Source organism: Pseudonocardia sp. 73-21, assembly GCF_001899645.1.
Taxonomy (GTDB): Bacteria; Actinomycetota; Actinomycetes; order Mycobacteriales; family Pseudonocardiaceae; genus Pseudonocardia.
The window spans coordinates 150,715-176,386 of sequence record NZ_MKVV01000044.1; the positions used below are offsets into that span (position 1 = coordinate 150,715).

23 protein-coding genes and 4 pseudogenes are annotated in these 25,672 nt (G+C 74.1%); 12 read left to right on the forward strand and 15 right to left on the reverse strand.

What is annotated here, in order from left to right; genetic code table 11:
* Positions 1 to 458, forward strand: a 458-nt coding sequence (locus BGP03_RS13250) for a TetR family transcriptional regulator (protein WP_299736435.1), incomplete at its 5' end; no start/stop codon positions are given.
* Here BGP03_RS13250 and BGP03_RS13255 read toward each other — a convergent pair.
* Together BGP03_RS13255 and BGP03_RS13260 are read right to left on the reverse strand one after the other, a co-directional pair.
* A pseudogene (locus BGP03_RS13255) lies at positions 448 to 1,020 on the reverse strand (HAD-IC family P-type ATPase); the annotation flags it as partial. The gene BGP03_RS13250 and the pseudogene BGP03_RS13255 overlap by 11 nt on opposite strands.
* Positions 1,004 to 2,173: an HAD-IC family P-type ATPase gene (locus tag BGP03_RS13260; protein WP_363093703.1), complete on the reverse strand. Its 1,170-nt coding sequence runs from the start codon at positions 2,171 to 2,173 to the stop codon at positions 1,004 to 1,006. The pseudogene BGP03_RS13255 and the gene BGP03_RS13260, both read right to left, overlap by 17 nt.
* A 68-nt stretch (positions 2,174 to 2,241) precedes the next feature.
* Here BGP03_RS13260 and BGP03_RS13265 point away from each other — a divergent pair, with 68 nt between their 5' ends.
* Both BGP03_RS13265 and BGP03_RS13270 read left to right on the forward strand, forming a co-directional pair.
* Positions 2,242 to 2,559, forward strand: coding sequence for a metalloregulator ArsR/SmtB family transcription factor (locus BGP03_RS13265; RefSeq protein WP_296373428.1), 318 nt, complete (start codon positions 2,242 to 2,244; stop codon positions 2,557 to 2,559).
* 23 nt (positions 2,560 to 2,582) lie between these two features.
* Complete coding sequence (locus tag BGP03_RS13270) at positions 2,583 to 3,362, forward strand: inositol monophosphatase (RefSeq protein WP_298798899.1); 780 nt, start codon at positions 2,583 to 2,585, stop codon at positions 3,360 to 3,362.
* A gap of 90 nt (positions 3,363 to 3,452) precedes the next feature.
* On the opposite strand, the gene BGP03_RS13275 is transcribed toward BGP03_RS13270, so the two are convergent.
* Positions 3,453 to 4,301: an SDR family oxidoreductase gene (locus BGP03_RS13275; RefSeq protein WP_298798814.1), complete on the reverse strand. Its 849-nt coding sequence runs from the start codon at positions 4,299 to 4,301 to the stop codon at positions 3,453 to 3,455.
* 69 nt (positions 4,302 to 4,370) lie between these two features.
* Here BGP03_RS13275 and BGP03_RS13280 point away from each other — a divergent pair, with 69 nt between their 5' ends.
* On the forward strand, positions 4,371 to 4,613 hold the full coding sequence (locus BGP03_RS13280; protein ID WP_296373432.1) for a hypothetical protein: 243 nt from the start codon (positions 4,371 to 4,373) through the stop codon (positions 4,611 to 4,613).
* On the opposite strand, the gene BGP03_RS13285 is transcribed toward BGP03_RS13280, so the two are convergent.
* On the reverse strand, positions 4,587 to 5,288 hold the full coding sequence (locus tag BGP03_RS13285) for a GntR family transcriptional regulator (RefSeq protein WP_298798816.1): 702 nt from the start codon (positions 5,286 to 5,288) through the stop codon (positions 4,587 to 4,589). The two genes, BGP03_RS13280 and BGP03_RS13285, sit on opposite strands and share 27 nt — an antisense overlap.
* A gap of 231 nt (positions 5,289 to 5,519) precedes the next feature.
* Here BGP03_RS13285 and BGP03_RS13290 point away from each other — a divergent pair.
* From BGP03_RS13290 to BGP03_RS13310, 4 genes and pseudogenes are all read left to right on the forward strand, one after another.
* Positions 5,520 to 6,654: pseudogene (locus BGP03_RS13290) on the forward strand (NRAMP family divalent metal transporter); the annotation flags it as partial.
* Positions 6,651 to 7,406 (forward strand): 5-oxoprolinase subunit PxpA, encoded by a 756-nt coding sequence (locus BGP03_RS13295; RefSeq protein WP_296373437.1) that lies wholly within the window; start codon positions 6,651 to 6,653, stop codon positions 7,404 to 7,406. The pseudogene BGP03_RS13290 and the gene BGP03_RS13295, both read left to right, overlap by 4 nt.
* A complete protein-coding gene (locus BGP03_RS35900; RefSeq protein ID WP_363093706.1) occupies positions 7,396 to 8,922 on the forward strand; it encodes a 5-oxoprolinase/urea amidolyase family protein in 1,527 nt (508 codons plus the stop codon). Before BGP03_RS13295 ends, BGP03_RS35900 begins: the two co-directional genes overlap by 11 nt.
* A pseudogene (locus BGP03_RS13310) lies at positions 8,919 to 9,594 on the forward strand (DUF1445 domain-containing protein). Before BGP03_RS35900 ends, BGP03_RS13310 begins: the two are co-directional and overlap by 4 nt.
* Here BGP03_RS13310 and BGP03_RS13315 read toward each other — a convergent pair.
* From BGP03_RS13315 to BGP03_RS13340, 6 genes are all read right to left on the reverse strand, one after another.
* Positions 9,560 to 10,462 (reverse strand): DMT family transporter, encoded by a 903-nt coding sequence (locus BGP03_RS13315; protein ID WP_296373438.1) that lies wholly within the window; start codon positions 10,460 to 10,462, stop codon positions 9,560 to 9,562. The pseudogene BGP03_RS13310 and the gene BGP03_RS13315 sit on opposite strands and share 35 nt — an antisense overlap.
* A gap of 10 nt (positions 10,463 to 10,472) precedes the next feature.
* Complete coding sequence (locus BGP03_RS13320) at positions 10,473 to 12,023, reverse strand: adenylate/guanylate cyclase domain-containing protein (RefSeq protein WP_298798818.1); 1,551 nt, start codon at positions 12,021 to 12,023, stop codon at positions 10,473 to 10,475.
* Positions 12,024 to 12,297: 274 nt separating this feature from the next.
* Complete coding sequence (locus tag BGP03_RS13325; protein ID WP_296373622.1) at positions 12,298 to 12,465, reverse strand: hypothetical protein; 168 nt, start codon at positions 12,463 to 12,465, stop codon at positions 12,298 to 12,300.
* Between the two features lie 44 nt (positions 12,466 to 12,509).
* The gene (locus tag BGP03_RS13330) at positions 12,510 to 13,373 is read right to left on the reverse strand and encodes a MaoC/PaaZ C-terminal domain-containing protein (RefSeq protein WP_298798820.1); all 864 of its coding nucleotides are present in this window, start codon (positions 13,371 to 13,373) and stop codon (positions 12,510 to 12,512) included.
* 2 nt (positions 13,374 to 13,375) lie between these two features.
* Complete coding sequence (locus tag BGP03_RS13335) at positions 13,376 to 14,734, reverse strand: 3-oxoacyl-ACP reductase (RefSeq protein WP_296373443.1); 1,359 nt, start codon at positions 14,732 to 14,734, stop codon at positions 13,376 to 13,378.
* A gap of 2 nt (positions 14,735 to 14,736) precedes the next feature.
* Positions 14,737 to 16,050 carry an acetyl-CoA C-acetyltransferase gene (locus BGP03_RS13340; RefSeq protein WP_296373445.1) on the reverse strand — a complete coding sequence of 438 codons (1,314 nt, stop codon included), beginning with the start codon at positions 16,048 to 16,050 and terminating at the stop codon, positions 14,737 to 14,739.
* Between the two features lie 113 nt (positions 16,051 to 16,163).
* Between BGP03_RS13340 and BGP03_RS13345 the strand changes: the two genes are divergently transcribed.
* Both BGP03_RS13345 and BGP03_RS13350 read left to right on the forward strand, forming a co-directional pair.
* Complete coding sequence (locus tag BGP03_RS13345; RefSeq protein WP_296373447.1) at positions 16,164 to 16,817, forward strand: TetR/AcrR family transcriptional regulator; 654 nt, start codon at positions 16,164 to 16,166, stop codon at positions 16,815 to 16,817.
* The gene (locus BGP03_RS13350) at positions 16,814 to 18,769 is read left to right on the forward strand and encodes an acyl-CoA dehydrogenase (protein ID WP_296373449.1); all 1,956 of its coding nucleotides are present in this window, start codon (positions 16,814 to 16,816) and stop codon (positions 18,767 to 18,769) included. The genes BGP03_RS13345 and BGP03_RS13350 overlap by 4 nt, the downstream gene beginning before the upstream one ends.
* A 73-nt stretch (positions 18,770 to 18,842) precedes the next feature.
* On the opposite strand, the pseudogene BGP03_RS13355 reads toward BGP03_RS13350, so the two are convergent.
* Positions 18,843 to 19,205, reverse strand: a pseudogene (locus BGP03_RS13355) (helix-turn-helix domain-containing protein); the annotation flags it as partial.
* 75 nt (positions 19,206 to 19,280) lie between these two features.
* On the opposite strand from BGP03_RS13355, the gene BGP03_RS13360 reads away from it, so the two are divergent.
* Positions 19,281 to 20,081 (forward strand): NAD(P)H-binding protein, encoded by an 801-nt coding sequence (locus BGP03_RS13360; RefSeq protein ID WP_296373452.1) that lies wholly within the window; start codon positions 19,281 to 19,283, stop codon positions 20,079 to 20,081.
* Between the two features lie 35 nt (positions 20,082 to 20,116).
* On the opposite strand, the gene BGP03_RS13365 is transcribed toward BGP03_RS13360, so the two are convergent.
* Positions 20,117 to 21,019 carry a PfkB family carbohydrate kinase gene (locus BGP03_RS13365; protein ID WP_296373454.1) on the reverse strand — a complete coding sequence of 301 codons (903 nt, stop codon included), beginning with the start codon at positions 21,017 to 21,019 and terminating at the stop codon, positions 20,117 to 20,119.
* Positions 21,016 to 22,026, reverse strand: coding sequence for an ADP-ribosylglycohydrolase family protein (locus BGP03_RS13370; protein ID WP_298798824.1), 1,011 nt, complete (start codon positions 22,024 to 22,026; stop codon positions 21,016 to 21,018). The genes BGP03_RS13365 and BGP03_RS13370 overlap by 4 nt, the downstream gene beginning before the upstream one ends.
* Positions 22,027 to 22,051: 25 nt before the next feature.
* Here BGP03_RS13370 and BGP03_RS13375 point away from each other — a divergent pair, with 25 nt between their 5' ends.
* Positions 22,052 to 22,846: a phosphotransferase gene (locus BGP03_RS13375; protein WP_296373458.1), complete on the forward strand. Its 795-nt coding sequence runs from the start codon at positions 22,052 to 22,054 to the stop codon at positions 22,844 to 22,846.
* A gap of 586 nt (positions 22,847 to 23,432) precedes the next feature.
* On the opposite strand, the gene BGP03_RS13385 is transcribed toward BGP03_RS13375, so the two are convergent.
* Both BGP03_RS13385 and BGP03_RS13390 read right to left on the reverse strand, forming a co-directional pair.
* Positions 23,433 to 24,065 (reverse strand): DUF998 domain-containing protein, encoded by a 633-nt coding sequence (locus BGP03_RS13385; protein ID WP_298798827.1) that lies wholly within the window; start codon positions 24,063 to 24,065, stop codon positions 23,433 to 23,435.
* Positions 24,046 to 25,629 (reverse strand): acyl-CoA synthetase, encoded by a 1,584-nt coding sequence (locus tag BGP03_RS13390; protein ID WP_296373461.1) that lies wholly within the window; start codon positions 25,627 to 25,629, stop codon positions 24,046 to 24,048. The genes BGP03_RS13385 and BGP03_RS13390 overlap by 20 nt, the downstream gene beginning before the upstream one ends.
* Positions 25,630 to 25,672: the final 43 nt, after the last annotated feature.

Consider the following 25,672-nt stretch of genomic DNA (forward strand, 5'->3'; position numbering starts at 1 on the left):
CCGTCGGGGTCAGCGGGCCGGCCCTCTACCGGCACTTCCCCGGCAAGGAGGCGCTGCTCGCGGAGATGCTGGTGGGCATCAGCGAGCACCTGCTCGCCGGTGGACGGGAGCGCGCCGCCGGCTCCGACGACCCTCGCGAGGTGCTCACCGCGCTGGTCGACTTCCAGGCCGACTTCGCCCGCCGCGAGCCCGAGCTGATCATCGTCCAGGACCGTGACCTGGCCAACCTGCCCGTCGCGGCCCGGCGTCAGGTCCGGCAGCTGCAGCGCACCTACGTCGAGATCTGGGTGGAGACGCTCCAGCGCATCCATCCGGGGCTGAGCACCGACGCCGCCCGGGTCGCCGCGCACGGGGCCTTCGGGCTGCTCAACTCCACCCCGCACACCGGCGGCAGCACCGACGCCGCGGCCCTGCTGCGCCGGATGGCCGTGGCGGCGCTGACCGAGCTCACCTCCTGAGCAACCGCAGGCCGTTCAGGCAGACGAGCACCGTCGACAGCTCGTGGCCGGCCACGCCCAGCGCGAGCGGCAGCGCACCCACCAGGTCCCAGGCGACGAGCCCGACGATCACCGCGCACGCGAACGCCAGGTTGGCCCGGGACACCCGCCGGGCCCGGCGGGTGAGCTCCAGCAGCGGCACGAGCCCGGCCATCGGGTGGCGCAACAGCACCCCGTCGGCGGCCTGGACGCTCAGCGCACTGCCGCCGCCCACCGCCAGCCCGACGTCCGCCCCGGCCAGCAGCGGCGCGTCGTTGATGCCGTCGCCGACCGCGAGGACCGTGCGACCCCGACGCTGCCACTCGACGAGCACCGCGGTCTTGTCGGCGGGCAGCAGCCCGGCCCGGACGTCCGCGATCCCGATCGACGTCGCGACGGCGGCCGCGGGTGTCGCGGCGTCGCCGGTGAGCAGGACGGGAGCCCGGCCGAGCAGCGCTTCGAGGTCGGCGACGGCCACCGCGGACTCGGGCCGGACCTCGTCGGCGAGCGCCAGCACCCCGAGCACGTCACCGTCGCGCAGGACGACGACGGCGGTGTGGCCGGCGGCCTCGAACCGGTCGACGACGTCGTCCGCGCTCCCGCACGGCCCGGCCGAGCGCGTGCTCGCTGCCGGCCTCCGCGGCGGCGGCCAGGACGAGCACCTCCGGCGGCCCGGACACCTCGACCACCCGCGGCCGCCCCAGCGTCACGGTTCCGGTCTTGTCCAGCGCCACCGCGTCAACGGTCGCGAGTGCCTCCACCACCGTGGCGTCCTTGAGCAGGACCCCGCGCCGGCCCGCGGTGGCGATCGCGGCGAGCAGCGGCGGCATCGTGGCCAGCACGACCGCGCAGGGCGAGGCGACGATCATGAACGTCATCGCGCGCAGCAGCGTGGGCTGGAACTCCGCGCCGAACAGCAGCGGCACGGCCAGCAGCGCGAGCGCCCCGACCACCACGACCGCGGAGTAGCGCTGCTCGATGCGCTCGACGGTCAGCTGGCGGCCGGCCTTGGTCTCGGCGGCCTGCCGGACCTGGGCGGCGATGCCCGCCACGACGGTCCCGGTGGGGTCGCGGTCCACGCGCACGGTGAGCGTGCCCGTGCCGTTGAGCGTGCCGGCGTGGACGCCGTCCCCGGTCCCGACAGCGACGGGCAGTGGCTCGCCCGTGAGCCCGGACGTGTCGACGTCGCTGGCCCCGGCGAGCACGAGCCCGTCGGCGGGGATCCGCTCGCCGGGGCGGACCAGGACCTCGTCACCGACGACCAGCTCGGCCACCGGGACCAGCCGGTTGTCGGCACCATGGTGCCCGGCGCCATTCGTCAGAACAGTGGCCGTCTCCGGGGCCAGGTCGAGCAGCGCGTCGATGCTCGCCCGGGTGCGCGCGGTCATCACGGCCTCGAGCGCGCCGGAGCTCGCGAAGATGACGATCAGCAGGGCGCCGTCGAGGTGCTGGCCGATGGCCGCGGCGGCGACGGCGGCCACCACCATCAGCAGGTCGACGTCGAGCCGGCGCTGCGCCAGCGCCCGCAGGCCCTCCACCGCGGGCTCCCAGCCTCCGGCGAGGTAGCAGACGACGTAGAGCACACCCACGACAACGGCGGGAGCGCCGAGCAGGTCGGCGGGAACGGCGAGGGTGAAGGCCAGGAGCGACAACGCCGCCCACCGGACCTCGGGCAGGGACCACATGGGTCGAAGCATAACTGCGCATACACGCAGATACGCAGCAAGGTATTACCTGAGCTGCTGCTCAGATGTAGTCTGGCCGCGTGCACGACGGCATCGAGGGCTTCGTGATGCCGCACGCGGAGCAGGTGCGGCGGGCCAGCGATGCCCTGCGCCTGCTGGCCGACCCCACACGGCTCAAGATCCTGTGGGCGTTGCTGCAGGGCGAGACGTCGGTGGCGTGCCTGGCCGAGCTCGTCGGCGCCGCCCCCACCGCCGTCAGCCAGCACCTCGCGAAGCTGCGCCTGTCGGGCCTCGTCGAGGGGCGCCGCGAGGGCACGTTCATCTACTACTCGCCGGGCGCCGACCTGCGTCCGTTGCTCACCGAGGCCCTCGCCCTCGGCACCGTGAGCACCCCCTGAGCTGCCCGCTCGTCGACGCGGCGCTGTCCGTCGCGGTCGCCGCCGCCCGCGCCGGCGGGGCCGTGCTGGCCGCCACCGACCGCACGCGCGTCGACGTCACGCTCAAGGACGCCCGCGTCGACATCACCACGTCCGCCGACGCCGCGTCGCAGGCGGCGGTGATCGCGGCGATCCGCCGGGCGTTCCCGGAGCACGGGGTGATCGGCGAGGAGGGCGACGTCGCCGGCGCCGATCCGCGGCACGTCTGGCTCGTCGACGGGCTGGACGGCACGAGCAACTTCCGCCACGGCATCCCCTGGTACTGCGTGTCCGTGGCGCTGCGGTGCCGGGAGCACGGGGCCGACGAGGTCGTGGCGGGCGCGGTGTTCGACCCGGTGCACGACGAGCTGTGGTCGGCCGGCCGCGGGCGGGGCGCCACCGGCAACGGGGTCGCGCTGGAGGTGGACGACACCGCGGCGCTGTCGCGGGCGGTCGTGGTCAGCCAGATCCAGTCGTCGGATCCCTCCGCGATCGGCGCGTTCACCACGATGTTCGAGGCGCTGATGAACGCGGCGGGCGGGGTGCGGTTCGTCGGCGCCCCCGCGCTGATCCTGAGCCACATCGCGGCCGGCCACTACACCGCCTACGTCGAGCGGGCGATGGCTTCGTGGGACATCAGCGCAGGTCAGCTGATCCTGGAGGAAGCGGGCGGGCGGTTGACCGACTTCGCCGGGAAGCGTGTGGCCTCGGCCGCCGTCACGGACGTGGTGGCGACGAACGGGCCGATCCACGAGGCGCTGCTGGCGGTCCTGGCTCGGCTGTGACACTCGTGGAGCAGGTCCGCCTCCGCAGTACTTCCGGCCTCGACCACGTGCTCCCCCGCGCTGCCCGTCCCGGACGCGGGCCGGGCCGGCTCACTCCGGGCCGCGCCGGACCGTCGGGGGCTCGCCCGTCGTCCCCCGGTTCACCCCGGAGAGGCCGCGGCGCCCCGGGTCGCCGCCGTAGGCCGCGTGCATGCGGGGGCCGGCGGCGGTCAGCCCGCCGTCCACCGTGACCTCCTCGCCCGTGACGAACCGCGCGGCGTCGGAGGCGAGGAACGCGATCACCTCGGCGACGTCCTCGGGTCGGCCGAGGTCGGGCCAGGGCTGGGCCTGCGCCATCACCGCCGCGGCGGTGGCCTCGCCCGCTCCCACCAGCGGCGTCACGATCAGGCCGGGGCTGACGGTGTTCACGCGGATGCGGTCGGGCCCCAGCTCGGCGGCGGCCACCCGACCGAAGTTGATCACCGCCGCCTTGGCCGCGGAGTAGGCCTGCGGGCCGGCCCCCGCGGACGACCCGGCGACCGACCCGATGTTGACGATCGACCCGCCGCGCCCGGACGACCGCATCGCCCGCGCGCCGTGCTTCGTCCCGAGGAACACCCCGCGCACGAGGACGGCGAAGGTGTAGTCCCACTCGTCGACGTCGATGTCGGTGATCCGGCCGAACGCACCGCCGACACCGGCGTTGTTGACCACGCAGTCGAGCCGCCCGAACTCCTCGACGGCCACCGCGACCGCGGCCTCGACGTCCGCCTCCTGCGCCACGTCGGCGCGCACGAAGCGGACGCCGTCCCCGAACGGCTCGGCCGCCACCGCACCGGTGTCGGCGTTGTAGTCGGCGAGCACCACCTTCCCGCCGTCGGCGACGAGCCGCCGCACGGTGGCCAGCCCGATCCCGCTCGCCCCACCGGTCACCAGGGTCACCCTCTGCACGTCGGTCACCCGCTGATGGTGCACGAACACACACGTAACCCCCTCGAAACATGCACGGTGGGCGGGCAGAATGAGCCGGTGGGTCCCTTCCGTCGACTTCTCGCCAAGGCCGCTCGGGCGTCGGCCACCATGACCGAGCTGGAACAGCGACGCCTGCTGCTCACCAGCCCGTGGGAGGAGGAGTTCCTGCACTGGGCGCTGAGCGACGACGGCCCGCGCCTGCACGGCCACTTCGTCCCGCAGAGCCGCCGCAGCCGCAGCGTCACGGCGTCGGGCTGGTGCCCCGGACTGCGCTCAGAGCGCGTCGTAGGCGACGAGTAGCTGCAGTTCCGCGTCGCGGAGGTAGCGCTCCACCTCCACCGCCGCCGCGGCCCGGTCGCCGGCCTCGAGCAACGTGCAGATCGCGTCGTTGCGGGTCAGGTACGGCTCGTGGAACTCCCGCACCCCGGGCATGCGGTGGAAGACCAGGCGCATCTCGGCGAGCAGGAGCGCCATCTGCTGGTCGAGCCGGGGGCTGTCGGCCAGGGCGACGAGCGCGCGGTGGAAGTGCTGGTTGGCGGTGGCCACGGCCGCCCAGTCCTCCGCGTCGGCTCCCGCCACCCCCTCGCTGACCGCGGCGCGCACGGCGGCCACTGCGGCGTCGCCGAACGCCTCCCCGTGCAGCACGGCGGCGGGCTCGACGAGGCGCCGGACGCGGTAGACGTCGCGGACGGCGTCGCGGTCGGGCTGGGCGACGAACACGCCGCGGTTGGGCTCGCGCACCAGCACCCGCTCGGTGACGAGCTGGCTCAGGGCCTCGCGGATCGTGTTGCGGGAGACGCCCAACGCGGCACAGAGGTCCTGCTCGGGCAGCCGCGCGCCCGGCCGCAACCGGCCCTCGACGACCTCCTCGCGCACGGCGTCGGCGACCCGGTCGGCCGTGGACGTGCGGGCCATGAGGCGCCGGGCCCGGCCGAGTGACGTCAGCGCCTCGCGGGTGGGGTCGACCGTCGTCATCGGCCCACCCTAGGTGACCGACATGTTCATCTGCCTGCGGATCCCCGCTTCCTATTGCTGGATTGTTGAACAATCCCTACGGTGAGTTCCCATGAGTGAGGTGAAGTCCGCCACCAGCCGGTGCGCGGTACTCGGCGCGATGTTCCTGAAGATGTGCGCGATGTTCCTGAAGATGTGTCTGAGAGGCCCGAGATCGAGCACAGCCGGGCCGGGGGCCTCTCCGACACATCCTTGGCCACCAGCGCGATCGGGCCCGGTTTCATCACCCAGACCACCACCTTCACCGCCAAGCTCGGCGCGGCCTTCGCTTCGCGGTGCTGGTCTCGATCCTGGTGGACGTCGCGTCCAGCTGAACGTCTGGCGGGTCATCGGCGTCTCGGGCCGGCGGGCGCACGAGCTGGGCAACGAGGTCCTGCCGGGCGTCGGCTACGTCCTCGCCGCGCTGGTGGTGGTCGGTGGCCTGGTGTTCAACATCGGCAACACCGGCGGCACGGGCCTCGGCCTGAACGCGCTGTTCGGACTCGACGCGAAGATCGGCGGCGCGATCTCGGCGGTCGTGGCGATCGCGATCTTCCTCAGCAAGCGGGCCGGCGTCGCCCTCGACCGGATCGTCGTCGTCCTCGGCGGGCTGATGATCCTCATGACGCTCTACGTGGCGATCGTGTCGCACCCACCGGTCGGTGACGCGCTGCGCAACGTCGTCCTGCCCGGGAAGGTCGACTTCCTCGTCATCACCACGCTCATCGGCGGCACGGTCGGCGGCTACATCACCTGCGCGGGCGCCCACCGCCTGCTCGACTCCGGCCTCACCGGCCCCGAGCACGTGCGCGCCATCTCCCGCAGCTCGGTCATCGGCATCCTCGTCACCGGCGTGATGCGCGTGCTGCTGTTCCTCGCCGTGCTCGGCGTGGTGACCGGGGGCGTCGCGCTGGCCGCCGACAACCCCGCGGCCAGCGCGTTCCGCTCCGCGGCCGGCGAGGTCGGGCTGCGGGTGTTCGGGATCATCCTGTGGGCGGCGAGCATCACCTCCGTGATCGGCGCGGCCTCCACCTCGGTGTCGTTCCTGACCTCCGATGCCACGTCGCCGCGCCGCCGGAACCTCTACACGGTGGCGTTCATCGCGGTCACCACGGTCGTGTACGTGCTGGTGGGCGCCGCCCCGGTCACGCTGCTGGTGTTCGCCGGCGCGTTCAACGGGCTGATCCTGCCGATCGGGTTCACGGTGGTGCTGTGGGTGGCCTGGCGCCGCCGCGACCTGCTCGGCGGCTACAGGTACCCGGCCTGGCTGCTCGGCATCGGCGTCCTGGCGTGGCTGCTGACGCTGTACCTGGGCTACCAGTCACTGGGAGAGTTGACCGCGCTGTGAGCCGCATCGATCTCAACTCCGACCTGGGCGAGTCGTTCGGGCGCTGGACCCTCGGCGACGACGAGGCGATGCTCGGCGTCGTGACCTCGGCGAACGTCGCCTGCGGGTACCACGCCGGCGACGCGACGACGCTGCGCTCCACCTGCGCCCGCGCCGCTGCGAACGGGGTGACCGTCGGCGCCCAGGTGTCCTACCGCGACCTCGCGGGCTTCGGCCGCCGGTTCATCGAGATGGACGAGAGCGAGCTCGCCGACGACGTCGTCTACCAGCTCGGCGCGCTGGAGGGCCTGTGCCGGGTGGCGGGCACGACGGTGCGCTACGTCAAGCCGCACGGCGCGCTCTACAACGCGGTGGTGCACCACCGCGAGCAGGCGCGCGCGGTGGTGGCGGCCGTGCGCGACTACGACCCCGCGCTGCCCGTCCTGGGGCTGCCCGGTTCCGAGCTGCTGCGTGCCGCGGAGGCGGCGGGGCTGCGGGCGGTGCCGGAGTTCTTCGTCGACCGCGGTTACACCCCCGAGGGCACGCTCGTGCCGCGGTCGCAGCCCGGCGCCCTGCTCGACGACCTCGACGCCGTGACGGCGCGGGTGCTACGGATGGTCACCGATGGCGTCGTGGAAGCCGTGGACGGGAGCCACGTGCGCGCCACAGCGGAGTCGGTGTGCGTGCACGGCGACTCCCCGGGCGCGGTCGCGATGGCGCTGGCCGTCCGGGACGGGCTGGCCTCGGCCGGGGTGGAGCTCCGTGCCTTCTGACCGGACGGTGCTCCCCGCCGGTGACACGGCCGTCCTCGTCCAGGTCGCGGGCCTGCCGGAGGTGCTGGCCCTGGCCGCCGCGCTGCGCGAGGCAGCGCTCCCGGGCGTGCTCGACGTGGTCCCGGCCGCCCGGACGGTGCTGCTCACGACGACACCCGGCACCGACCTCGCCGCACTGCGCCGGGCCGTGCTGGCTCTCCCGGTGCAGGCCGGGGCCGGGCCGGCGTCCGGTGCGGCCGTCGAGATCCCCGTGACCTACGACGGGCCCGACCTGGAGGAGGTCGGGCGGCTCACCGGGCTCGGCGCCGGGGGGGTCGTCGAGGCCCACACCGGCACGCCCTGGCGCGTGGGCTTCGGCGGGTTCGCGCCCGGCTTCGCCTACCTCGCCGGAGGGGACGAGCGCCTCCACGTCGCCCGCCGCGACGAACCGCGCACGAGCGTCCCGGCGGGGTCGGTCGGCCTGGCCGGGGAGTTCAGCGGGGTCTACCCGCGCCCGTCGCCGGGGGGCTGGCAGCTCATCGGCCGCACCGACGTCGTCCTCTGGGACGAGACACGCGACCCGCCGGCCCTGCTGCAGCCGGGTGCGGAGGTGCGCTTCCTGCGGGCCACGCGAACCTCCCCACCCCCGGAGCGGATCGCGACCGAGCCGAGCGGCGGGGACCTGGAGGTGCTCGCCACCGGCGCGTCCGCGCTGGTCCAGGACCTGGGACGGCCCGGGCTCGCCGCGTCCGGGGTCGGGCGGTCGGGGGCCGCCGACCGCGCGGCGCTGCGCCTGGCCAACCGGCTCGTGGCCAACCCCGAGGACGCGGCGGGGATCGAGGCCGTGTTCGGCGGCCTGAGCATGCGCGCCCGGAAGCCCATGACGGTCGCGCTGGCGGGCGCGCCGGCCCCCGCGGACATCGACGGGCGACCGATGGGCCACCACGCCGTGCTCACCCTGCGTCCCGGGCAGGTGCTCACCCTCGGCCCTCCGCCGAGCGGGCTGCGCACCTACCTCGCCGTGCGCGGCGGGATCGCCGTGCCCCCGGTGCTCGGCTCCCGCGCCACCGACGTGCTGTCCGGGGTCGGCCCGGCCCCGCTGGGCCCCGGCGACGTGCTGCCCGTGGGTCCGGAGCCGGCGACGTTCCCGATCGTCGACGTGGCCCCGGTGGCCGTGCCGCCGTCGGACGTCGTCACGCTGCGCGCCCTGCCCGGCCCCCGCGTCGACTGGACGGTGGACGCCGCCGCGCTGGTCCGCACCACCTGGACGGCGTCGAGCCGCAGCGACCGCGTCGGCATGCGGCTGGAGGGCGGGCCCCTGCGTCGCGCCGACCGCGGCGAGCTGCCCAGCGAGGGCATGGTCCGCGGCGCGATCCAGGTGCCGCCCGGCGGCGAGCCCGTGCTGTTCCTCGCCGACCATCCGGTCACCGGCGGCTACCCCGTCGTGGCCGTCGTCCTCGACGCCGACGTCGACCGGGCCGCGCAGGTGCGCCCGGGTCAGCAGGTGCGCTTCACCCTCGTCAAGGAGTACCCGTGATCCCCGCCCACGCCCGCGCGCAGTTCCGCGACGGCCTCGTCACCCCCACCGCCGGCTGGTGCGACGGTTACACGCAGGCCAACCTCATCGCCGTCCCCCGCGACCTGGCCTGGGACTTCCTGCTGTTCGCCCAGCGCAACCCGAAGCCCTGCCCCGTCCTCGACGTGCTCGACGCCGGCGCGGTGTCCGGGCCGCTGGCCGGCGGGGACATCCGCACCGACGTGCCGCTCTACCGGGTCTACGTCGACGGCGAGCTCGTGGACGAGGTGCCCGACGTCCGGGAGCACTGGCGCGAGGACCTCGTCGGCTTCCTGATCGGCTGCAGCTTCACGTTCGAGGACGCGCTCGCCGCCGCCGGGGTGCCCGTGCGGCACGTCGAGCAGGGCGTCAACGTGCCGATGTTCCGGACCTCGCGACGGTGCCGCCCGGCCGGGGCCGTGTCTGGGCCGCTGGTGGTATCGATGCGGATGGTGCCGGAGGCGCTGGTGACGACCGCCGTCGAGGTCCCCGACTACGGCGACGCGGTGCGCGGCGAGCCCGGCGACGTGCCGGTGTTCTGGGCGTGCGGCGTGACGCCGCAGGGTGGTTGAGTCGCGCCCGCCACTGGCGATCGCGCACGCGCCCGGCCACATGCTGATCACCGACGTGCGGGACGCCGACTACCGCGTCTAGAGATCGCCACCCCGACCAGGCAGATCGCCCCGCCCACGACCGCCAGCACCGGCGGCACCTCGCCCAGCAGCGCCGCGCCCAGCAGGATCGTGATGGGCGGGACGATGTAGGTGCTCACCCCGAGCCGGCCCGCGTCCATCCGCGCCAGCGCGTAGGCCCACGTACTGAACGCCAGCGCGGTGGGCACCACCCCGAGGTAGCCGAGCCATCCCGTGGCCGACGCGGGGGCGGTGCCGAGGTCGTCGATCAGCCCCGGCGCGAACGGCAGGCACGCGACCGCCCCGATCGTGCAGGCCAGCCACGTGACCTGGACGGCCGGCAGCCGCCGCAGCACCGGCTTCTGCGCGAGCACCCCGATCGCGTAGGTGACGGCGGCGGCGAGGCACAGCAGCACGCCGAGGAGATCCGAGGCGTCGCCGTTCGAGGTGGCCGCGCCCACCAGCACCGCGCCGCCGAACGCGATCAGCGCACCGATCACGAGCCAGCGCGGGAACCCCTCACCGAGAAGCACCCCGGCGAACAGTGCGATGAGGATCGGCCCGACGTTGACGAGCATCGCCGTGGTGCCCGCGTCGACCCGCTGCTCGGCGGCGTTGAGCGCCACGTTGTAGATCGCGAACCAGGCCAGCCCGCAGAGCACGATCAGCGCCCACTCGCGGCCGGTCGGAGCCACCCAGCGGCGGCCGAGCAGCAGCGTCACACCCAGCGCCACCGACCCGACCAGCAGCCGGCCCAGCGCGAGCGACCCCGGCGCGTAGGAGGCGCCGACGAACCGGATGGCCACGAAGGCCGATGCCCAGGCGAGGACGGTGACCGCCACGGCGGCGAGGGCGGTCCACCGGAGGCGGGAGGGAGCGGAAGTCGTCACCCCGGGAACGCTAGTGAGCGCCGCCGACGATCTCGCGCCGTTTCCCGTCGTCGATGCTCCCGGAGCGGAGCGGGAGGGCCAGCCGCGTCGGCTCCGGGCGGCCGCGCAGGACCGTGGTCTCGCCCTCCTCCCAGCGCCGGGCCTCGGAGCCGGCGGCCAGCTCCACCGCCGCCGACGACGCCAGCACCCGGCCCGGCACCTCCTTGGCCAGCTCGGTGATCCGGGCGGCCTCGTTCACCGGGTCGCCGATCACCGTGTACTCGAAGCGTTGCAGGTCACCGACGTTGCCGGCCACCGCGTCCCCGGCGGAGACCCCGATGCCGACGTCGGTGTCGGGAAGCTCGGCGGCCAGCCGCTCGCCCAGGAGGCGGGCGGTGGCCAGCGCCGAGCCCGCGGGATCGGCGATGTCGACCGGCGCCCCGAACACGGCGAGCGCGGCGTCGCCCTCGAACTTGTTGATCCACCCGTGGTTCTGCTCCACGACCTCCACGACCACCGCGAAGAAGCGGTTGAGCAGCCCCACCACCTCCTCGGGCGGGCGCCTCGCGGCGAGCGTGGTGGAGCCCACGAGGTCGACGAACAGCACGGCTACCTGGCGCACCTCACCACCGAGCCGGATCTCGCCGGCCGCCGCCGCGGCCTGCGCGACGTCGCGTCCGACGTGCCGTCCGAACAGGTCGCGGAGGCGCTCACGCTCGCGCAGGCCGGCGACCATCGTGTTGAACCCCGCCTGTAGCTGCCCGAGCTCGGTGCCGTCGTAGACCGGAACGGCCGTGTCGAAGTCACCGCGTTCCACCCGGCCCATGGCCCGGTGCACGGCGTTGACCGGATCGGCCACGGCGCGGGCGGACCCGACGGTGACGACGAACCCGATCACCAGCGCCGTGCCGCCGACCGACAGCATGATCACCGCGAGCTCGGCGGCGGACACGTCGGCGAACACCAGCGCCGAGATCCCGGACAGCAGCAGGCCGACGACCGGCACTGCCGTGCCCAGCGCCCAGAACAGCAGCGACCGCACCACCACGCCGGGCAGTCCGCGGCGCCGCGGGGAGCCCTCGTCCAGCACCCGTGCGGCCGTGCTGCGCAGGATCCGTTCGGCGAGCAGGTAGGACGTGGCGCACGTGGTGATCCCGCCCAGGAGCACCGTCTCGCCGACCGACAGGGCCAGCCGGTGCGAGTAGCCGATGTTCAGCTCGACGAACAGCGCGACGGCCACGACCCACAGGACCATCTGCACCGTGACCAGCCGCAGCGGCCCGTAGAGGACGATCCGCCGCTCCCGCAGCCGCCGGGTGGCCGCGTCGCCGTTCTCGCGCATCCGGAACCGCCGGGCGCCCCACATGATCCCGACGGGCACCGCCACCAGCAGGTAGCCGCCGAAGGTCGCGAGGTTGAGCAGCCGTACCTGCCCGGGGTCGGCGACCGGCCCCTCCGGCACGACCCAGGCTGCGAGCACCAGCACGACCCCCGCGCCGATGACGTTCGCGACGACCACCGCGGCCACGAGTGCGAGCCGCGCCGGCAGGGTGAGCACCGACCGCCGCCGTACCCGTGTCATGAGCAGGGAGTTTAGGCCGTTCGGGGACGCGCGGCCGGGGCATCACCGGTTGGCGGACGACGACGGCTGCTCGCCGAGCAGCGCGCGGAGCCGCGAGAGTGCCCGGTGCCGTGTCACGCGGAGAGCTCGTGGCGTGGTGGTGAAACGGAGAACCAGTACCCCACGCTCCTGCTCCGGTCGCTGGTCGCTGGTCGAGGACCCTCCGCACCACGGAGCACCTCGGAGTGCCCCGACCCGGGGGTCCCACGTGCACCCGGGGACCGGGGAAATCGCGTCAGCGCAGCTGACCGGTGCTGCGGCGCTTGATGGCGCCGTAGGCGGCGGTGCCCAGGAACAGCACGATGCCGACGATCGCGAGCCACAGCAGCGACTTGACGACGAAGCCGACCACGACGAAGACCAGCCAGATCACGAGCAGGCCGACGAGTACGCGAGCGATCACGGGACAACCCCCCAACGGTGCGGGCCCGCGACGCCGCGGGCTGTTCACCCGACGCTACGCCGAATCGTGCCGGCGAGGTGGGCCTTCCCGCGCGAGGTGACGTCGAGGTCCCAGCCGTCGTCCACGGCGTGGGTGCGCAGCTCCACGATGGACGGCAGCAGCAGCGGCCGGCCGAACTCCACCTCGTAGGTCAGGGCGTCGGGCAGCCGGCCCTCCAGCGCGGCCAGCGCGTGGGCCGCGGTCCACATGCCGTGGGCGATGGCGCGCGGGAAGCCGAACGCCTTCGCTGTGAGCGGGTGCAGGTGGATCGGGTTGACGTCGCCGCTGACGCCCGCGTAGCGCCGTCCGGTGCCGGCGTCGACGCGCCAGGTGGCGGTCGCGGAACCGTCGACTCGCGCACGCGAATCCGCCGACTCGCGCACGGGAAACGGGCGACTCGCGGGGGCGGTGGGGATGGTGGGGTCGGCGGGGGCCGTGGCGCCGCGGGCCAGGTAGGTGCTGCGGCCGTCCCACACCCGCTCGCCCCCGGCGGAGATATCCCCCACGAGGTCCACCTGGGCGCCCTTGGGGTGCGGCACGAACCGCTCGGCCCGGACCCCGACGTCGAGCGGCTCGGACGCGTCGATCGGGCGGTGCACGGTGATCCTGTTGGCCACGTGGACGAGCCCGGGCAGCGGCAGCGGGAACGACCGTCCGGCCATCAGCTCCACCTGCAGCGGGAACGCGAGCAGGTGCGGGTAGGTGGCCGGGAGCGTGTCGCCGACGGTGAACCCGCAGACGCGGGCGTACCCGGCGAGGTGCGCCCGGTCGACCGTCGCCGACCGGTGCAGCTGCGTGTCGGGCAGCGTGTGCGCCCGCGGGCCGACCGATGTCAGCGCGGCCTTGGCGTAGAGCGTTCCGAGGCGCACGGTCAGGCCCCCAGCAGGCTCTGGCCGCACACGCGCACGACCTGCCCGGTGACGCCGCCGCTCGCGGCCTGGCCCAGCCAGCCGACGGTCTCGGCGACGTCGACGGGCAGGCCGCCCTGCCGCAGGCTGTTGATGCGACGCCCGGCCTCGCGGGTGCCCAGCGGCATCGTCGCGGTCATCTCGGTCTCGATGAACCCGGGCGCGATCGCGTTGATCGTCGCCCCGCGCTCGGCCAGCTTCGGCGCGAGCGCGCGGACCATCCCGATCACGCCCGCCTTGCTGGCCGCGTAGTTCGTCTGGCCGCGGTTGCCGGCGATGCCGCTGGTGGAGGCGACGCAGACGATCCGGCCGGAGTCCGACAGCACGTCGCTCTCCAGCAGCGCGGCGTTGATCGTCAGCTGGGAGCGCAGGTTGACCGCCATCACGGCGTTCCAGCGGTCGGCGTCCATGTTGGCGAGCAGCTTGTCGCGCGTGATGCCGGCGTTGTGGACGACGAGGTCGACGTGGCCGTGGCGTTCCTGCACGTGCGCGATCAGCCGCTGCGCGGCGTCGGGCGCGGTGATGTCGAGCTGCAGCGCCGTGCCCCCGGCCTGGTTGGCGACGCGGGCCAGCGACTCCCCGGCCGCGGGGATGTCGACGGCCACGACCGTGGCGCCGTCGCGGGCGAGGGTGGCGGCGATGGCCGCGCCGATGCCCCGGGCCGCCCCGGTGACGACGGCGACGCGCCCCGCCAGCGGGTGCTCGACGTCGGCCGGCTCCTCCACGGTCGCCGGGCCGACGTGCACGACCTGGCCGTCGACGTAGGTGGACCGGGCGGAGAGGAAGAAGCGCACCGACGACCCGATGGCCGCGTCCGGGCTCACCACCAGCAGGTTCGCGGTGGCCCCGGCGCGCACCTCCTTGCCGGCGGAGCGGATCAGCCCGTCGAAGGCCTGGGCGACGGCGGCCGCCTCCACGTCGGTATCGATGCTCGGGCCCGCGAGCGGCCCTTCGGAGGGGTCGCTCTCCGGGGAGAGGACCAGCAGCCGCCCACCCGGGGCGAGCCGCTTCACGGCGGGAGTGAGGAACTGCTGGACGGCGGCGAGGTCGTCGAGGGTGCGGGCGGCCGTGGCGTCGAGAACGACCGCGGCCACCTTCCCCTCGTCCCCGGCGTCCGGGCTCGCGATGACCTCTACGGCGGCGTCCTCGAGCAGCGCGCGGACGGGCTCGGCGAACGCGCCCGCCCCGATCACGCCGACCAGTGCAGGCCCGGTCAGCAGGGGCGCGCCGGGTGAGTGGCGGCGCAGCACGGGGATGCGCGGCACGCCGAGGCGCTGGACGAGGGGGTTCTGCGAGAGGTCCCGCAGGGTGTCGTTGCTCATGATCAGGCCCCTTCGAGGATCGCGACGACGCCCTGGCCTTCGGCGGCACAGATGCTGATCAGGCCGCGGCTGCCCGGCCCCTTCTCGTGCAGCTGCTTCGCCAGGCTCGCCACGATGCGGCCGCCCGTCGCGGCGAAGGGGTGGCCCGTCGCCAGGCTGGAGCCGTTGACGTTGAGCTTCGAGCGGTCGATCGGGCCCAGCGGCGCGTCGAGGCCCAGGCGCTCCTTCGCGAACGCCGGGTCCTCCCACGCGGCCAGGGTGGCGAGCACCGTGGACGCGAACGCCTCGTGGATCTCGTAGTAGTCGAGGTCCTGCAGCGTGAGGCCGTTGCGCTCCAGCAGCCGCGGCACCGCGAACACCGGGGCGGTCAGCAGGCCGTCGGGGCCGTGCGTATCGGAGCCGTGCACGAAGTCGACGGCCGCGGTCTCGGCGTCGACGACGTGCGCGAGCACCGGCAGCTTGTGCTCGGCGGCCCACCCGTCGGAGCCCAGCAGCACCGCCGACGCGCCGTCGGTGAGCGGGGTGGAGTTGCCGGCGGTCATCGTCGCGCCGGTGCCGTCCCCGATGCCCTTGCCGAACACCGGCTTGAGCTTCGCCAGCTTCTCCACCGAGGAGTCCGGGCGCAGGTTCGCGTCGCGCGTCAGGCCGAGGTAGGGCGTGACCAGGTCGTCGAAGAAGCCGCGGTCGTAGGCGGCGGCGAGGTTGTGGTGGCTCGCGACCGCGAGCTCGTCCTGAGCCTCGCGGCTGATTTTCCACTGCAGCGCGGTGAGCGCCATGTGCTCGCCCATCGAGAGCCCCGTGCGCGGCTCGGCGTTCTGCGGGATCTCGGGCACGATCTGGCCGGGCCGGATCCCCGCGACGGCCCTGAGCCGGTCGCCGAGCGACCGCGCCCGGTTGAGCTGCATGAGGACGCGGCGGAAGTCGTCGTTGACGGCGACCGGCGCGTCACTGGCGGTGTCGACGCCCGCGGCGATGCCGCTCTCGATCTGCCCGAGGGCGATCTTGTTGGCGACGAGGATCGCGGTCTCCAGCCCGGTGCCGCATGCCTGCTGGACGTCGTAGGCCGGGGTCGTCGGGGAGAGCCGGGAACCGAGCACGGACTCGCGCGTGAGGTCGCGGTCGCGGCTGTGCTTGAGCACCGCACCGCCGGCCACCTCACCGATGCGCAGGCCGGCGAGCCCGAACCGGGCGACCAGGCCGTCCAGGGTGGCGATCAGCATGTCGCGGTTGGAGGCCTGGGCGTAGGCGCCGTTCGCGCGGGCGAACGGGATGCGGTTGCCGCCGATCACGGCGGCCCGGCGAGCTGTCTTCGGCATGCGAGGGTCCTTCCCCTTTGTAAGCGGTACCGAAAGTACACGGTACTGGCGGTGCTGGGCATGTGACGTCACCCGCCTAGCCGATACCCGAAGTACGCGATACTGTGAGTTACGTGAACGCTGTCCGGGACAAGCGCGCCAGCCGGTGGGACGCCCACCGGGAGGCCCGCCGCGCCGAGCTCACCGACGCCGCCATCCTCGCCATCCGCGCCCACGGCGCCGGTGTCGGCATGGACGACGTCGCGGCGCAGGCCGGCACCAGCAAGACCGTGGTCTACCGGCACTTCGCCGACCGCACGCAGCTCTACCTCGCGGTGTGCGCGCGGGTGGCCGGCATCCTGTCCGTGCAGGTGCGCACGGCGATGGACCGCGCCACCCACCCCCGCGAGAAGGCCGCCGCGGGCATCGAGGCCTACCTGCGGCTCATCGAGCACGACCCCGAGGTGTACCGGTTCGTGGTGCACCGCCCGCTGGTCGACCGGGCGCTGGCCGAGGATCCTGTGGCGGATCTGGCCACGCTCGTCGGCGACCAGGCGGCCGCCGTGATCGCCGCCCAGCTGATCCGCTCGGGCAAGGACACCACCGCCGCCACCACCGCCGCCACCACCTGGGGCCACGCCGTCGTGGGCCTGGTGCGGGGCGCGGGCGACAACTGGCTGGCCCGGCCGGCGGGAGTCACCCGCGACGTGCTCGCCACCCAACTCACCGACCTGGCCTGGTCCGGACTCTCCGGCGTCGTGGCCGCCCCCCTGGAGGCACTTTCATGAGCTCCGTTCTGCAGACCGTGCTCGACGGCCGCTGGGCCGCGGTCCGCGACGAGGTCCGCGCGCAGATGGGCGAGGTGCAGACCGATCCCTCGCTGCCCACCGAGCAGTACCGCGCCCAGATCGCCGGGTATGTCGCCGAGCTGGCGAAGACCGGCCGCCCGCACCAGGGGTTCGACCCGGCCTACGGCGGTGGCGGCGACGTCGGCGGTGTCGTCGCGGCGTTCCAGATGCTCGGCCACGGCGACCTGTCGCTGCTGGTCAAGGCCGGTGTGCAGTGGGGCCTGTTCGGCGGGGCGCTGCAGAACCTGGGCACCGCGCGCCACCACGACCGCTACCTGCGCGACATGATGGACGGCACGCTGCTGGGCTGTTTCGCGATGACCGAGACGGGCCACGGCTCCGACGTCCAGCATCTGCGCACCACCGCCACCTACGACGCGGCCACGCAGGAGTTCGTGATCGACACCCCGGAGCCCGGCGCCCGCAAGGACTACATCGGCGGCGCCGCCCGCGACGCCCGGATGGCGGCGGTGTTCGCGCAGCTGATCACCGGTGGAACCTCGCACGGCGTGCACTGCTTCCTCGTGCCCATCCGCTCCGACGCCGGCGACGCGCTGCCCGGCGTCACGATCACCGACTGCGGCGAGAAGGCCGGCCTCAACGGCGTCGACAACGGTCGCCTGGTGTTCGACGGGGTCCGCGTGCCGCGCGAGGCGCTGCTCAACCGCTACGCCGACGTCGCCGAGGACGGCACCTACTCCAGCTCCATCGAGAACGAGACGCGCCGCTTCTTCACGATGCTCGGCACGCTCGTGCGCGGCCGGATCAGCGTGGCGGGCGGAGCGGGCACGGCCACCCAGAAGGCCCTGACGCTGGCGGTCCGCTACGGCGCCACCCGCCGGCAGTTCTCCGACCCGGCCACCGGCGAGGAGGTGGTGGTCCTCGACTACCTCGCCCACCAGCGCAAGCTGCTCCCGGCCCTGGCCACCTCCTACGCGCTGCACTTCGCGCAGGAGGACCTGGTCGGGCGGATGCACGATCTGCAGAAGTTCTCCGAAGGGCCGCTTGCGGGCCCGAGCAGCGATACCGCCCCCGTGCAGGACGAGCAGCTCCAGCGCGACCTCGAGACCCGCGCCGCCGGCATCAAGGCGCTCGGCACCTGGCACGCCACGGCCACCATCCAGGCCTGCCGGGAGGCCGCGGGCGGCGCCGGTTACCTGTCGGAGAACCTGCTCCCGCAGCTCAAGGCCGACACCGACGTGTTCACCACGTTCGAGGGCGACAACACCGTCCTGCTGCAGCTCGTCGCGAAGACGCTGCTGTCGGACTACGCGCGGAAGGTCGGGAAGCTCGACCTGCTCGGGAAGGTCCGCTTCGCCGCCGACCTCGTCGGCGGTGAGGTCGCCGAGCGCACCGGTGCCCGGTCCCTGCTGCGGCGCGGCGACGTGCGCGACCGGGCGCACCAGCGCCGGCTGCTCGTAGCCCGCGAGGAGCACCTGCTGGGCAGCCTGGCCCGCCGGATGCGCGCGGCCCTGAAGCCCGGCGTCGACCAGTTCGCGATCTTCAACGCGGCCCAGGACCACCTGCTGGAGGCGGCGCGCGCCCACGTCGACCGGATCGTCTTCGACGCGTTCGCCGACGCCGTCGACCGCGCGCCGTCCACGGTGCGCGGCCTGCTGGAGCTGGTGCTCACACTGCACGGGCTGAGCGTGCTGGAGAGCCGCCGGGCCTGGTTCCTCGAGCACGGCTACCTCACGGTGAGCGGCAGCAAGGCCCTCGCCAGCGGCGTCAACGAGCTGTGTGCGGCCCTGCGCCCCCACGCCCGTGACCTGGTGGACGGCTTCGGCATCCCCGAGCAGTGGCTCGCCTGCCCGTTGCTGGACGGCGAGCAGCAGCTCACGACCGAGGCACCCGCCGAGGAGGCTCCCGCCGACCTGAAGGCGGTCGGCTGACCGGTTGATCGCCGCCCCCCGCGCGGTGATCGGCGCGACCCGCACGCAGGCGTCCCGGGCCCTGTAGGCCCTAAGAGCGCGCTGCCTCGATGTCGGGGATCCGCACCGCGATCCACTCCACCAGCCCGGTGAGGTGCTCCGTCAGCTCCGCGCCGAGCGGGCTGAGGCTGTAGGTCACCTGCGGCGGCGTGGTGGGGGCGACCTCGCGGTCGAGGAAACCGTCCGCCTCCAGCGTGCGCAGGGTCTGGGCCAGCATCTTCTCGCTGACCCCACCGATCGTCCGGCGCAGCGCGCTGAACCGCCGCGGCCCCGTGCGCAGCGCCGCGAGAACCAGCACCGCCCACTTGCTCGTGACGTGGTCGAGGATCGTGCGGCTGGGGCAGTTGCTGTCGAACACGTCACCCCGCAGGGGGTGCCCCAGGCCGTCCACCTGCATGCTCACATCTGCCTCCGGCACTTACCTCTGGGTACGTACTTACTAGTGGTTAGCGCCCAGGCTAGCGTGGTTCCCATGATCACCGTCACCGGAGTCACCGGAAACCTCGGCCGCGTCGTCCTCGACGACCTCCTCACCCGCATCCCCGCCACCGAGATCACCGCCGTCGCGCGCACGCCCGAGAAGGTGGCCGGGCTGGGCGTGGACGTCCGCCGCGGCGACTACGACGACCCCGAGTCGCTGCGCGCCGCCTTCACCGGCACCGACGTGCTGCTGTTCGTCTCCGGCTCCGACGTGACGCCGGGCGTCCGGGTCCGCCAGCACGGCAACGTGGTCGACGCCGCGAAGGCCGCCGGAGTCGGGCGCGTCGTCTACACGAGCGCGGTGCACGCCCAGGACGGCCCGGGGTTCCTCGCCGACCACGGTGTCACGGAGAACCTGCTGCGCGACTCCGGCCTGCCGCACACGGTGCTGCGCAACACGTTCTACGCCGAGGCACTGGTCAACCCCGGCCTCGCCGGGGCCGTCGCCGCGGGCGAGCTGAAGGGCGCCGACGAGGGGAAGCCCGTCAACTTCGCGACGATCCGCGACATGGGACTGGCCGCCTCCCGCGTGCTCACCGACGACGGCCATGTGGGCGCCACCTACGAGATCGGCGGGCCGCTGTGGACCGTGTCGGATCTGGCGCAGGTGCTGTCGGACGTCTCCGGGAAGCCGGTGGCCTACCGCGCCGTGACCGCCGACGACCTCGGAGCCGCCGGCTTCGTGCACCGGCTCATCGCGTCGGGCCTGTTCAGCGAGCCGTCCGACGACCTGGAGAAGCTGCTGGGACGTCCGGTGACGCCGCTGCGCGCGTCGGTCGAAGCCGTCCTCTGACCGATCCGTCGTCGGATGACGCGGTGCGGGGCGCGTCAGGGACGGGCACCGGGCAGGAGCGCGTCCACCTCGGCCGCGGTCGGCGCGGTCGCCGGACCGGGGCGCGTCACGGCCAGGGCCGCGGCCACGTTCGCCCGGCGCGCGGCCGTCCGCAGGTCCGCTCCGTCGAGCAGGGCCGCGGCCAGCACCCCGCAGTGCGCGTCACCCGCGCCGTTGGTGTCCACCGCCGTGACGCGATGGCCGGGCACGTGCTCCGTGCGGCCGTCGCGAGTGAGCAGGCAGCCGTCGGCGCCGTCCCGGACGATCGCGACCGGCACCCGCTCCGCCAGCGCCGCCGACGCGACCCGGAGCTCATCCGAGCCGGTGAGCAGCCGGGCCTCGCGGGCGTTGACGCTCAGCACGTCCGTGCGCCGCAGCAGCCGTGCCCAGCGGCCGGCGTCGATCTCGGTGACCAGCGGGCCCGGGTCGACCAGTACCGTCCCCGCGCCGCGCTCGACCCGGTCGAGCAGCGCGTCCGCCTTCGCGTCGGCGAGCAGGCTGTAGCCGCTGACGTGGACGACGTCGCCGGCCCCGGTCGGCACGGGGACCAGCGGTCCGGCCTCCGCGCCGCTGCCGGTGACGAACGTGCGCTCGCCGTCGTCGTCGACGAGGACGACGCAGACGCCCGTGTCCTCGTCGGGGGTGGGCGCCGCCGCCGCGCTGATGCCCTCCGCGGCCAGCGCCGTACGGACGGCGTCACCGTACGGCCCGGTGCCGTGCCCGCCCGCGTAGACGACGGCGGCACCGGCCCGGGCCGCCGCGGCCATCACGGTGAAGCCGCCGCCGGGCAGCAGGCTGGTCGCCGACGCCATGACGTCACCGCCGACGGGTGGCAGTGCGGGCACCCGCATGACGAGGTCCAGGAGCACCTGGCCGGTGCACACGAGCCGGCCGGTCACCGCAACCGCAGCGCGAGCAGCCCGTCGGCGACGGGGGCGAGGTCGAGGCGGTTGACCCGCACGACGGTGTCGAGCAGGTCGGCCGGCAGCCCGGCTGCGCCGTGGTGCGCGCCGAGCACCGCGCCGCACATCGCCGCGACCGTGTCGGTGTCCCCGCCCATGCCGGCGGCGAGCGTCAGCGCGCCGAGCGGGTCGTCGCCCCGCGCCTCCACCAGCGCGAACGCCGCCACCACCGACTCCTGCGCGGCCACCGACGTCCCGATGACGCCGGAGACCGCGTCGGCGAGCGTCGCGCGGTCCATGCCGCGGACCCAGCCCCGGGCCCACCGGATGCGGGCCGCGACATCCCCGCCCGCACGCCAGTGCCCCCGGCAGGCCCCGGCCGCGGCGGCCCGCTCGGCCTCGTCGAGCGCGTCGGGCAGGTCCGCGCCGCCGACACCCGCGGACACGGCGGCGGCCACCGCGGCGGCGGCCGCGATGCCGATGCCGGTGTTGTGGGTGACCCGGCTCGCGGCGACCACCGCGTCCACCAGCGCGTCCGGCAGGGGGACCGCGATCCCCACCGGCGTCACGCGCATGGCCGCGCCGTTGGTGGTGCCGTCGCGGCCGGCCTCGTCGGGGGACTCGCCCGCGTGCAGCCGCTGGAGGGCCCGCTTCGTCGACGGCCCGAGCAGGTCGGCCGAGCCGCGGCGGACCATGTCGGCCTCCCAGCGGTCGAGCGCGTGGGCGAACGCCATCGCGTCGACGTGCCCGGCTCCCTCGATCAGCAGGCGCGCCAGGAGCAGCGCCTGCCCGGTGTCGTCGGTGACGGTGCCGGCGGGCAGGCCGGGTGCGATCGGCTGGTCGGGCGCACCGGCCAGCAGCCGGTCGATCGTCCCGTAGCGGGCCGCGACGGCGGCCCGCGACATCGACTGCGTGGGCATGCCCAGCGCGTCGCCGAGCGCGAGGCCCGCGAGCGCGCCCACGGCACGGTCGCGGGCACCGGGGTCGACGAGATCAACGGCCATGGGCGAATCCTGGCAGTCTCGGGGTATGGAACAGCGGGTCGAGATCGAGGGCGGGTGGGACACCACCGCTGCGATCATCGACGGACGGTGGCTCGAGCGCACCGCCCGCCGCCCCGACGCCGAGCCGCGCCTGCGCCGGCAGAGCCGCCTGCTGCTGTGGCTCACCCCGCGCCTCCCGCTGCCGATCCCGGTGCCGGTCGTGGTGGGCGAGAAGCCCCTCGTCGTGCGGCACGTGCTGCTGCAGGGCGAGCCGATCGACCCCGCCGCCGATCCCGCCGCCCACGGCCGGGCGCTGGCCGGATTCCTCCGCGCGCTGCACGCCACCCCGCTGGACGGCGCCGTGGCCCGCGGCGTGCCCGGCCCCGCGGAGACCCTGAGCCTGCGCCGCGTCGCGTTCGCCCGGTTCGTCACGGAGGTCGTGCCGCTGCTGCCCGACGCGGCCCGGGCCCCGGCGTCCGCCGTGCTCGACCGGCTCGCCGACGCCCCCGCCGACACGCTGGTGCACGGCGACATCGACCCCGGCCACGTCCTCGTCCGCGACGACGCCGTCACCGGCATCATCGACTGGGGCGCCACCCGCGCGGGCGATCCCGCCAAGGATCTGGCCTGGGCCCTGCACGGGGCTCCGATGCTGTTCGCCGCTGCCGTTTCCGGCGGCTACGACCTGACCGCTCCGATCCAGGCCAGGGCCCGGGACTGGCACCGCGTCGGCCCGTTCTACGTGGCGGCCCACGGCCTCGACACGGGCGACACCGACCTGGTCGCCGAGGGTGTCGCCGCGCTCAGCGCGCTCGCGCCGGCCGCATCTCCGGCACCGTGAGCCCGCCCGCGTCCACGATCAGCTCGTCGTCGGGCCCCATCGAAGCAGGTTCTGATCCATGCCGGCCCCTCCGCAGACGGTCCCGCCACTGACACCCTCGGCGAGCGACCTGATCACACGGTTGACACGCAGCCACATGGTTCCCTCGTGTCGTCCCGTGAGCGACGACGTGTTCGCCGCCCTCGCGGGACACCACCCGCCGTCACCTGCTCGACCGGCTGCACGCCCACGACGGCCAGACCCTGGTCGAGCTCTGCGCCGACCTCGGCATGACGCGGCAGGCCGTCAGCAAGCACCTCGGCGTGCTGGAACGGGCGGGGGTTGGTGGTCGTGCTGCGCCGGGGGCGGGAGAAGCCGTCGTCTTCTTTCGACGGAGGTTCCGACGTGGTCACCGACCGCGGGAGGTGCTGGAGTTCGACCCGCCGCGGCGGTTGGCCTACCGCTTCGCCCCGAACGTCGACGGCACGCCGTTCCCGGCCACGCGGGTTCGAACCGCAGGCCGACGGCGTCCGCCTGCTCCTGGTCCACGACCGGCTCGGCGGGCCCGAGGACGTGGAGGGCTGGCGGCGTGGATGGACGCCGATCCTCACCAACCTGCAGGCACTCCTGGAGGGGCGGGTTCCCGACGCCGCTGCACCCGCTTCCGGGTGAGCAGCACCGCCACGAGCCAGCCGGTGTTCACCAGCAGCCAGCCGCGCTGCCACAGCCCGTTGTACGCGGCGCCCGTCTGCAGCAGCAGCACCACCGACACCACCGCGACCACCACGCTGATCGGCGCGAACACCTTCTCGTCACGACGACGCGTGAACGCGAACAGCAGCATCGCGGCCACGATCGCGATCTCGTAGGCGCCCACGGCGAGACCGTGGACGGTGCCCGGCAGGTCGTCCACGGTGTTCGGGGCGGTGCCGCACCCGGCGGCGCCGAGCGGGCAGCCGGTGCGGAACGACGCGATGGTCAGCCCCGCGACGCCGGCGAGCGCGAGCGGTGCCCCGAGCGCGCCACGCAGGGTGGCCGCCGCGAGCACGTGGGCGAGGCCGAGGAAGACGATGGCGACGATCCCGACCGGCGCCACCGCCGAGCCACGGCCGGCGAGGCTGGAGACGTAGTCGCTGGTCAGGTCGTAGCCGGGCGCGAGCGAGCCGGCCACCAGCGTGTCGCCCCAGAACAGGACGACACCGGTGACCGCGATCTTGGGGTCAGGCCTGGGCCAGGTCACCGTGCTGCGTCCGGAGGTCACGCTTCAGGATCTTGCCACTCGGGTTCTTCGGCAGTGCCTCGGCGAACACCACGTACTTGGGCCGCTTGAACCCGGCGAGCTTCTCCCGCGCGTGGGCGTGCACGGCGTCCTCGGTGAGGGTGACACCCTCCTTGGGCACCACCACCGCCGTCACGGCCTCGATCCACGTCGGGTGGGAGATGCCGAACACGGCCACCTCCGCGACGCCGTCGAGCTCGTAGAGCGCCTCCTCCACCTCGCGGCTGGCGACGTTCTCCCCACCCGTCTTGATCATGTCCTTCTTGCGGTCGACCACCGAGAGGTAGCCGTCCTCGGTGAGGACGCCGAGGTCACCGGAGTGGAACCAGCCGCCGCGGAACGCCTCGGCCGTCTTGTCCTCGTCGTTGTAGTACCCGAGCGCGGCGTGCGGGCTGCGGTGCACGATCTCGCCGATCTCACCCGCGGGCACCGGGTTGCCCTCGTCGTCCACCACGAGCGTCTCGACGTTGATCGACGCACGGCCCGCCGAACCGGCGTGGGGCAGCTGCTCGTGCGGGCGCAGGATCGTGGCCAGCGGCGACATCTCGGTCTGACCGTAGAAGTTCCAGAAGCGCACGTCGGGCAGCCGGCGCGAGAGCTCGCGCAGCACCTCGACCGGCATCGCGGACGCGCCGTAGTAGCCCTTGCGCAGCGACGAGAGGTCGCACGCGTCGAAGTCGGGGTGGCGCAGCAGGGAGATCCACACCGTGGGCGGGCAGAACAGCTTGGTGGCCTTCTCCCGCGCGATCGTCGCGAGCAGGTCGGCCGCGTTCGGGCCGGGCAGGATGACGCTGGTGGCGCCCAGGTAGACGTCCACGGAGAAGAAGCAGTCCATCTGCGCGCAGTGGTAGAGCGGCAGCGAGTGGACCTCGACGTCGTCGCTCTCCATGCCGCCGTCGATGGTGCAGGAGACGTACTGGGCGATCAGCGACCGCGACGAGAGCAGCACGCCCTTGGGCCGCGACTCCGTGCCGGAGGTGTACATCAGCCGCAGCGGGTCGTCGTCGGCGACGGCCACCTCGGGGTCGTGGGTGGGGCCGACCGTCCACCAGTCGTCGACGTCCTCCCAGCCGTCGTGGGCCGCGCCGACGCAGCCGCGGAGCGTCAACTCGCGGCCCGCGAGAGCCTTCTCCGCGGTGTCGACCAGCGCGTCCTCCACCACCATGGCGGTGGCGCCCGAGTGCCCGAGGATGAACGCGATCTCCTCGGCGTTGAGCATGAAGTTCACCGGCACGAGCACCACGCCGAGCTTCGCGGCGGCGAACGTCAACACCACGTACTGCCAGGAGTTGTGCGACAGCAGCGCGAGCCGGTCGCCCTTGGCCAGCCCGCGCCCGGCCAGCGCGTGTGCGGCCCGGTTGGCGGCGGCGTCGAACTCCGCGTAGGTGAACCGGTGGTCGCCGTTGACCACGGCGAGTTTGTCCGGGTAGCGGGCGGCGGTGCGGCGCAGCAGGTCACCGATCCCGTGCTGGCGGGCCCGGGCGATGGCGGCGGTGGTGTCGGCGGTGAAACCCACGTCGGTCATGGCCAGATCCTGCCCTGACGGGGTCGGCCCGTCGACCGACCCG